This window comes from Buttiauxella gaviniae ATCC 51604 (genome assembly GCF_001654835.1).
GTDB classification, from domain to species: domain Bacteria; phylum Pseudomonadota; class Gammaproteobacteria; order Enterobacterales; family Enterobacteriaceae; genus Buttiauxella; species Buttiauxella gaviniae.
On sequence record NZ_LXEP01000087.1, the window covers coordinates 1 to 990 of the forward strand.

The 990-nt window shown below is 45.6% G+C and carries 2 protein-coding genes; one reads left to right on the plus strand and one right to left on the minus strand.

Annotation, left to right across the window (positions count from 1 at the left end; genetic code table 11):
• Positions 1 to 106: 106 nt before the first annotated feature.
• Positions 107 to 631 (minus strand): hypothetical protein, encoded by a 525-nt coding sequence (locus M977_RS23800; protein WP_064519650.1) that lies wholly within the window; start codon positions 629 to 631, stop codon positions 107 to 109.
• Between the two features lie 139 nt (positions 632 to 770).
• Between M977_RS23800 and M977_RS23805 the strand changes: the two genes are divergently transcribed.
• Positions 771 to 971 carry a hypothetical protein gene (locus tag M977_RS23805; RefSeq protein ID WP_064519653.1) on the plus strand — a complete coding sequence of 67 codons (201 nt, stop codon included), beginning with the start codon at positions 771 to 773 and terminating at the stop codon, positions 969 to 971.
• The last annotated feature ends 19 nt before the right edge of the window (positions 972 to 990 follow it).

Genomic DNA, 990 nt, shown 5'->3' on the forward strand with positions numbered 1-990 from the left:
AAACGTTCCGCCAGCCTGGCGATAAGGGCGAAATAACAGACATAAAAAAAGCGCCCTACTGGACGCTTAGCTCTTTAAGAATCTGGGTATCCACAATAGGCCTCGCTCAACTAAAAGAGCCACCGCCCATTAATTTTCCAATATCACTCATGGTTTGAGGTGTTACGCGATCCTCATTTTTCTCCATGCGAAAAACGTTACTACACGAAGGACACTTTGCCTTATGAAAAATATCATTTTTATCAGTGTACAGCGCCTGAAGAAAGGATATTGCACCCTTATGATAGCAGTGTGGACATGCGTAGGGCTCGCCTGTTCCATCATTATCGAGACTGTCCCTGACAGCATAAATAAAATGCCCCGCTCCTGTTTTGTATTCCGTGTAGCGTTCAAATTCTCGTTTTTCTTTATCCGCTTTGCTCAATTCGCGCTTCAGAGAAGTTATCTCTTCATACTGAGAAGAGAGCAATTGCGCAAGGCGTAAATTTTCTATTTGTAAATCAGTCAATTGCCGGTGCAGCCCATGTGTTGCGGCTTGAATTTCAGATTCGCTTTTTGCATCACCAAGAACCCGGAGCAAATCAAGCGAGGTTTTTATAGCTGTCACTGAGGCCGAAATTTCAGAAATCATGCTTTTAAACACATTGTCGTTGGGGATATCCAGATTAACCGAATCCTTGTTGTTGGGGAATAACCAGGATGCACCGAGCCTGAAGTGTTGAAAAGACAGGCAAAGAGATAGAGTCAGAAATAGAACCAAGGGGATGACTATGGCAATTAACCAATCAGTACCAAAAAGCGGTCGTGCTATACCAATGCGCAACGGACGAACCGGCGCAGCATGGCTGGTTTCATTTGATTATCGTGAAGGCACGTACTGGCATGAACCGCAGGGGAACTTGCGTCATATTCGCCGCCCTTACGCTTCACACTCAGTTGAGCCAAACCTTGAACCAGCAGGAACCCACTAATGAGCGCCCTCTTTGCGCT